This window comes from Sunxiuqinia sp. sy24 (assembly GCF_052677165.1).
Genome location: NZ_JBQYLH010000018.1, coordinates 112,704 through 119,756 on the forward strand (window position 1 = coordinate 112,704; position 7,053 = coordinate 119,756).

Annotated in this window: 8 protein-coding genes; all 8 read left to right on the top strand. The window is 39.8% G+C overall.

Annotation, left to right across the window (positions count from 1 at the left end; genetic code table 11):
- Positions 1-487: 487 nt before the first annotated feature.
- On the top strand, positions 488-997 hold the full coding sequence (locus ACUNWA_RS15545; RefSeq protein ID WP_445592842.1) for an RpiB/LacA/LacB family sugar-phosphate isomerase: 510 nt from the start codon (positions 488-490) through the stop codon (positions 995-997).
- A 130-nt stretch (positions 998-1,127) separates the two neighbouring features.
- Positions 1,128-1,364, top strand: coding sequence for a hypothetical protein (locus tag ACUNWA_RS15550; RefSeq protein WP_445592843.1), 237 nt, complete (start codon positions 1,128-1,130; stop codon positions 1,362-1,364).
- A gap of 814 nt (positions 1,365-2,178) precedes the next feature.
- The gene (locus ACUNWA_RS15555) at positions 2,179-2,979 is read left to right on the top strand and encodes a M48 family metallopeptidase (RefSeq protein ID WP_445592844.1); all 801 of its coding nucleotides are present in this window, start codon (positions 2,179-2,181) and stop codon (positions 2,977-2,979) included.
- Between the two features lie 65 nt (positions 2,980-3,044).
- Positions 3,045-3,320, top strand: coding sequence for a hypothetical protein (locus ACUNWA_RS15560; RefSeq protein WP_445592845.1), 276 nt, complete (start codon positions 3,045-3,047; stop codon positions 3,318-3,320).
- A gap of 78 nt (positions 3,321-3,398) precedes the next feature.
- Entirely contained in the window at positions 3,399-4,220 is an 822-nt protein-coding gene (locus ACUNWA_RS15565) for an SDR family NAD(P)-dependent oxidoreductase (RefSeq protein WP_445592846.1), read from the top strand.
- A 39-nt stretch (positions 4,221-4,259) separates the two neighbouring features.
- Complete coding sequence (locus tag ACUNWA_RS15570) at positions 4,260-5,135, top strand: ADP-polyphosphate phosphotransferase (protein ID WP_445592847.1); 876 nt, start codon at positions 4,260-4,262, stop codon at positions 5,133-5,135.
- Positions 5,136-5,220: 85 nt separating this feature from the next.
- A complete protein-coding gene (locus tag ACUNWA_RS15575) occupies positions 5,221-6,204 on the top strand; it encodes a GTP pyrophosphokinase (protein ID WP_445592848.1) in 984 nt (327 codons plus the stop codon).
- Positions 6,205-6,471: 267 nt separating this feature from the next.
- On the top strand, positions 6,472-6,657 hold the full coding sequence (locus ACUNWA_RS15580; RefSeq protein ID WP_445592849.1) for a DUF6266 family protein: 186 nt from the start codon (positions 6,472-6,474) through the stop codon (positions 6,655-6,657).
- Positions 6,658-7,053 lie beyond the last annotated feature (396 nt).

The following is a 7,053-nucleotide window of genomic DNA, read 5'->3' on the forward strand; positions in this document are numbered from 1 at the left end:
AGACAAAAAAGGGCATGCAGTTGTTTCCGACTGGCAAAATGAATGACCATCAGCATCGGAAGTTGGGTGTTTTCTGGAAAAATGTGTGAATGATTTAACCCTAAACTTTGCATGATTGCTGGTAACGGACGGATATATATATCGGGATAACGTTTAAAACAGGCTGAAGCAATCATGCCTGATCTTGAAAATTGCATTGAATTAGCATAAATAAGAGAGGGACTAAACTGAGAACATAAAGACAATGACGACAGTAAGCAAAAGGATATTTTACTCCATGCTGTTTATGACCTTAATTTCAGGCTGTGAAAGGAATACTGGGATGATGCATGAAAATGGGATGACAGATATGTCCAATTGGAATTGGGACCCCGTATTTATTGGTTTAGCAGTTGGTTTTTTCATCGGCTTTTTAGTTTTTAGAAAGAAAAAATGATCAATTTTTATAATTCATCGGCCTGATCAAGCCCCAAATATTGCATTGAAAATGAAAGTAATCAATTATAGTATCGCAAAAAGGAGATTGGGCAGAAAACGAAAGCTAACTGTTGGTATTGCAGCAAATCATTCTGGATTTAACTTGAAAACTCAGCTTATAGCTGAACTTAAGGCGGCAGGGTATTCGGTGGCTGACTTTGGTACCTATGAGGCCGTCAATGGATACGATTACATGAATTTTGTGGTACCTTTAGCGATGGCGGTTGCTAAAAGAGTGGTTGTGCGTGGGGTGGCGATTAGCAATGATGGTGTTGGAGCCGGTATTGCTGCCAATAAGGTAGCTGGCGTTCGTGCTGCCCTGATTACAGAAAACTTCTCGGCTAAACATGGAGTCGTAAATATCGATATGAACCTGATGTGTTTGGATCAGCAAGTAAATTCAACCTATGAGCAATGCTGGAGGCTGGTACAAACGTTTCTGAATGCCAATTTTAAAGAGGAGGGGCGGTTAAGTCCTCATCTATCCAGGTTATCTGACTTAGAAAAGCATGAAAAATAATAGACTCTGTTCGTCTTTTGAAAATGTCTATCTTGAAGACTCTTTAATGCTTTGCAGTTCAGTTTATACGAAGATGAGTTTCGCTAAAACAATGAAAATTAATACAGGAAACCCATGAGTAGCAAAAAAAATGAATTCGACTAGTGACCGAATGCTAAGGCAGAAGGCCGAAGAGCAACTGGATGAAAGATTCCACAAAATGGTTAAACCTGAGACGGAAATTGAGGTAGAAAAGCTGGTACATGAATTGCTTGTGCACCAAATTGAACTGGAAATGCAATACGAAGAGCTTCGACAGGCAGACGAGACAGCAGAATTGGCCTTGAAAAAATACACCATGTTGTTTGATGTTGCTCCAATGGGGTAATTTACACTTGACGATGAGGGCCTGATCTGCGATTTGAATTCCACAGGAGTCCAACTGCGTGGTGGGTAGTGCTTTAAGTTGATAAGTGCCAAATTCGAACTATTCGTTTCCAACGAGTCACTACCAGTGTTTGAGAATTTTCTTCGAGGGTAAAATAACTGAGTCGAGCAAGGTGACGATGGTAGCCAATCAAAATGATTTACGCTCGGTTTATTTGGAAGGAGTAGTCATTGAGGATAAGCAGGAATGTCTTTTGTCCGCAATCGATATTTCCAAATTTAAAGCGTGAAACTGTTCTTGAACATAGCCGAGCTGTCTTTTTCAATAAGCTCAATAATGGAAAATTACTGGCTTAAAGGTCACAAAGCTTTGTCGACGGGTTTCTTTATATCATCAATATTATTCAAGCTTTATTCGTAGGATAATTCCTCGTGGTTTGCCACGAGCTTGCCTTGTTGCTACACCATATTTTCAAACCTGTTGTACCAATTGGGTTTCAACATGCCGCATTTCGAATCTTGAATTTCCAATGGATAATCCAGGCAGCTCATAAAATTACCTGAGCCCTGAAAATGTGTGAATGATGTAATTCTTTTCAAAAGTTCTGTAAGATGGAATCCAGTGACAGGCCCTAACTTTGTTCTTACGAGCGGCTGAAAATTCAATTTCGGAGATTTTTTTGTCCGTTATAGGGAGCGTGTAGGCCGCTGTAGTGCTCATGTTCAGTCTGTAATGTTTATCTGAGTGCGAAATAATCTTATTCGTATTCAGATTGTATGACGTTGTAAATGTAAATTTTAAAAATTTAAAGAGGATGAAGAACAGGCTGCTATTCGCATTTTTTGCTATTGTTTTAGCAGGATGTGCAATGAATCTGGTAACAGGCCGTAACCAGCTGAGTTTAGTGCAGGAATCGGAATTACAACTAATGGCCATTGATCAATACAACACATTTTTGGATGAAAACAAGGTCTTACGATCCAGTAATGGGGAAGCGGCCATGGTTGATCGTGTTGGTGCCCGGATTTCGAAAGCAATAACCGTATTCTATACTGAACAAGGACAAGAATCGGTGTTGGAAGGATACCAGTGGGAGTTTAATACCATTGATGGGAAAGAGGTTAATGCCTGGTGTATGCCTGGTGGTAAGGTGGTCGTTTACACCGGACTGTTGCCTGTAACACAGAATGAAACAGCTCTTGCTATTGTTGTAGGGCATGAGATTGCTCATGCTGTAGCTAAGCATGGAGCAGAGCGAATGAGCCAAGGGTTAGTTCAACAATTGGGAGGTGCGGCACTACAGGTTGCTTTATCTCAAAAGCCACAGGAAACACAAGACCTGTTTTTAATGTCCTATGGAATTGGAAGCCAGTTGGGCGCGTTGCTGCCTTGGTCGAGACAGCAGGAAACAGAAGCTGATCAGTATGGGTTGATATTTGCCGCCATGGCTGGTTATGACCCTCGGGAAGCAATTCCCTTTTGGCAGCGAATGTCAGAAGCTGGTGGAGCCAATCCGCCTGAATTTCTAAGCACACATCCTTCCGATGCCACACGGTTAAAAAAGTTAAAGCAGTTTATGCCTGAGGCCCTGAAGTATTATTCTCCAGGGAATTAATGATGATAGGAAGTAAGGTGCACTAGTGCCAGACCGACCAGAATTAATACTAAAATCAACATTGAATGTGTTATATCGGAATCAATACCCAAACAAACGATAAGGATCATAAAGATGGATATCGGGAAGTAGTAAAGGATCTGAACTCAGAAATTCTGAGAATGACCATGGTGATACGGGATTATTATCCTGAGTTGACCATATTCCTAGAAGAAATACCAGGTGAAATTTCAGATGAAAGAGATTTAGGAGTAACAATTAATCAACTAAAAAGCTATTTGGAATCGCTGAATTCGCTTTTGACTAAATACATATTGGAACATCCCATAAGCTCAAAATAGTAAGGATCTTATTCCGCCCTTTATAAGTTTCAAGAGACATTTCTTTAGCTGATACTTACTTTGAGCGTGGGAAACCGATTGCAAATTACAGCTTCTAAAATGAATAGAAATATGGTAATGACAGGATTAGTTACTGGTGCTGCTTCTGGCTTGGGATTTGAATTTTCAAATTTGCTGGCTAAGGATTCCTTTGATTTAATCTTAGTCGACATTGATGAAGAGAAACTGATAGCCGCAAAACAAAGGATAAGAGCTAGATATCAGGTTCGAGTAGACACAATAATTTGTGATTTGCGTCAGCCCAGATGTGCTGAACTAATCCACGAGCAAATAAAGGGTAGAAATATTGATGTGCTTATCAACAATGCGGGATTTGGTTTATATGGTTTTTTCTCTGAAACAGCATGGAAACTGGAAGAATCGATGATTTACATGCATATTCTGACGATGACTCACCTTACCAAACTTCTATTGAAAGACATGATTAAAGTGAAAAGCGGAAAAATATTAAATGTATCCTCAGTAGCCGCTTTTCAACCTGGACCATTGATGGCAGTATATTACGCCACAAAAGCTTATATCTTGTCTCTTTCCGAAGCGCTTGCCAATGAAGTAAAAGGGACAGGAGTAACGGTAACCGTTCTTTGTCCCGGACAAACCAAGACAAATTTTCAAAAAATAACAGCAAAAAATTCGAAGGAAAAGCAGAGTAGGGCCAGTTTTCTTTCACCTGCTGATCCAGCAAAAGTGGCTCTTTGCGGTTATCATGACATGCTATCCGGATATTCAAGATCAGTTCCTGGCTTGATCAATAAATTTTTTGTTTTGGTCTCTCGCATTACTCCCAATCGGTTCTCTGTTCCGTTAATCCGAAAAATTCAGGCACAAATTAGGAAGTAAGTCCGTACACACAAAATATGGATCAATAGCTGAATAAGAATGAAAATCAAATCGAATGAATTTCGGGTGAAGCCCGGAGAACAGGTTAAGCTAAAAGGCTATCCGACGCGCGTAGAACCTTTTTTCAAGTCGAAAAAGCAGTATGAAAAATTTCTCGAGAAACAGGTTGAAGAAATTAGCAAGCTACAACGCCTACACTATGCGTCGGGGCGTTACGCCGTTCTCCTGATTTTTCAAGGGATGGATGCTGCGGGTAAAGATGGTGTTATCCGGCATGTCATGTCCGGAATTAATCCACAATCGTGCCAGGTTTTTAGTTTTAAAGAGCCAAGCATGGAGGAACTAAAACACGATTTTCTCTGGCGTACAACGAAGTGTTTGCCGGAACGTGGACGAATCGGCATTTTCAATCGTTCCTATTACGAAGAAGTGCTTATCGTACGGGTGCATCCGGAGATTCTGAAAGGGCAGGGGTTGCCGGATGAATCGCTTAATTTGACGACCATTTGGGACGAACGCTATCGCTCCATTGTTGATCTGGAGGAACACCTTTACCGAAATGGAACCCGAGTTATGAAGTTTTTCCTGCACCTCTCGAAAGATGAACAACGCGAGCGTTTCATCCAACGCATTGATGATCCGGATAAAAACTGGAAATTCAGTATTGCCGATACGGACGAGCGCAAATACTGGGACAAATACATGGATGCTTTTGAGTTTTGCCTAAACGAAACAAGCACACAGCATGCTCCATGGTATATTATCCCGGCCGACGACAAGGAGAATGCCCGATTAATTGTTTCTCATATTGTACTTGATGCATTCAACGAACTTAAGATGGCTTATCCTGAAACTACCGCAAAGCATCGTCAGGAATTGCTGCAGGTACGTGAACAACTTTTAAAGACGGATTGATTTATATTCAGTGGTATCGGGATTGATTTGCTAGATATTCTGATGTACCCGAATAATGCTATTTTCATATCCAGCAATTTAACTTATGAACAACATTGATCTCAAAATAGAAGAATTCAAGAAGTATTATCACGCTAATTTAGCGTATTATAACTCGGCCTTGACATTTCTAATCAAACGTATTGAATCGCTGCCAAACGTAGAGTATGTTTCAGGAAGGATTAAAGATTATGATGAGTGCCTGAGCAAATTTGACCGGAAATATTTACCAGATATTACTTCTGGAAAGAAGGATTATCGAATTTTTGATTCTTTGTCCGATTTTATAGGGATTCGGGTTGTGTGTCTTTACCTGCGGGACGTAAATATTATCCGGAAGGGACTGAGTAAATATTTCAAGGAAGTTGCTATTACCGATAAAACCGTCCAGATAGAAAGTACCGATGATAAATTCGGTTATAAAAGTTTGCATCTTGATCTCTCCCTAAATGACAAATACAGCAAAAAAACACAATTTGCTCCCTATGCAAATATTCGCTTCGAGTTGCAAATAAGAACAGTTATTCAGGATGCCTGGAGTGTATTGGACCATAAAATCAAATACAAGAAGAGCATTCCGCAAAGTCTGAAACGAAGAATTAACCGCTTGTCTGCTTTATTTGAAATTGCTGATGATGAATTTCTTCGGATAGATGATGAAATCGCTCTGGAGGAAAAAAAGATCAGTGACCGGATAAAAGAAGGTGGTGCCATTGAGAATGATAAACCATTGGATGTTTTCCGGTTTCTATTTGTAGCCTTGAAGTATTTTCCTGAACATAACTTTATTGAATTTAAAGTTGATGGCTTTGTGCAAGAAATCCTGGATATAAAAAAGGAGTTCACTGAAAGTGAATTGAATGATGTTCTGGAAACCTTTTTACATAGAGCAGAGGAGATTGCTGAAAATGAAAAAAAGGCACTAAATCCATATACCAAAATCCGTTACTGTCTCTATCTGTTCGACCGTATTTTGTTTTCATCCATGCTGTCTACCTATCAGAAAAAAAGCACTTTGCCGACGAAATAGCGATCGGCAAAATATTAAATTATTCTGACTTGTGGAATTCCTCATGAACCTGTAACACCGTCAAATGTGAAATTAAATAGTCCAGCGAACTTTCGGCTCTCTGGTTACGGTTAACTCCATGATTTTCAAATCCATCGCAACGGCCGTGATTTCCAAAGTCATACAAACTCATGCGCAGGTCGTTTTCGCTCAAGAACCATAAAAAAGGAAGTATACAGCCTGTTCAGGTAATCTTTATCCTTGGTGAGATGAAAAGCTTGGTGATACATGAGGACCATAGCCATGGCATCGATGGGGTGCTGGGGTGGTAATACACGCACTAGCGGAAGTCAGGTAGTCACGGTGCCTGCTACTTTTTCCGGTGATGAATTGAGCTGCTACATCGCATTTCAAAACGAAAACCAGTCAGAGGTATCTAACAGTACTTATCTGGGTGAAGTCATTGCTCTGTAAGTTTTAAACTTAAAACTACTATAAAACCGCTTTCTTTTTGAGAGCGGTTTTTTTTATTTAAAAGCTACAGGAGAGAGAGCACTTAAACATTTCTGCTCAATACATCCAACTTCAAATAAGATTCGTTTTAAGCCTCCCGTATTGGGGGGAAATCAATTTTCTCTATGCCGGTAGGGGTAATCTGCTTCTGAATATATGAACGTCTAAAAAGCTGCAATACGGAGAGTAGTTTGTTTGATTCCTTATAAAGACAAGAAGGAGTTTAGCTTAATGATTACAGAATTGCTCTATAGGCAAAATATCAGGTTACTATATTCACGGATCAGTATAAATTTCCGGTGGAGTAAAAATTATTATCATCTTTGCTTTATATTCTTTTTTACCGATCAATGAACT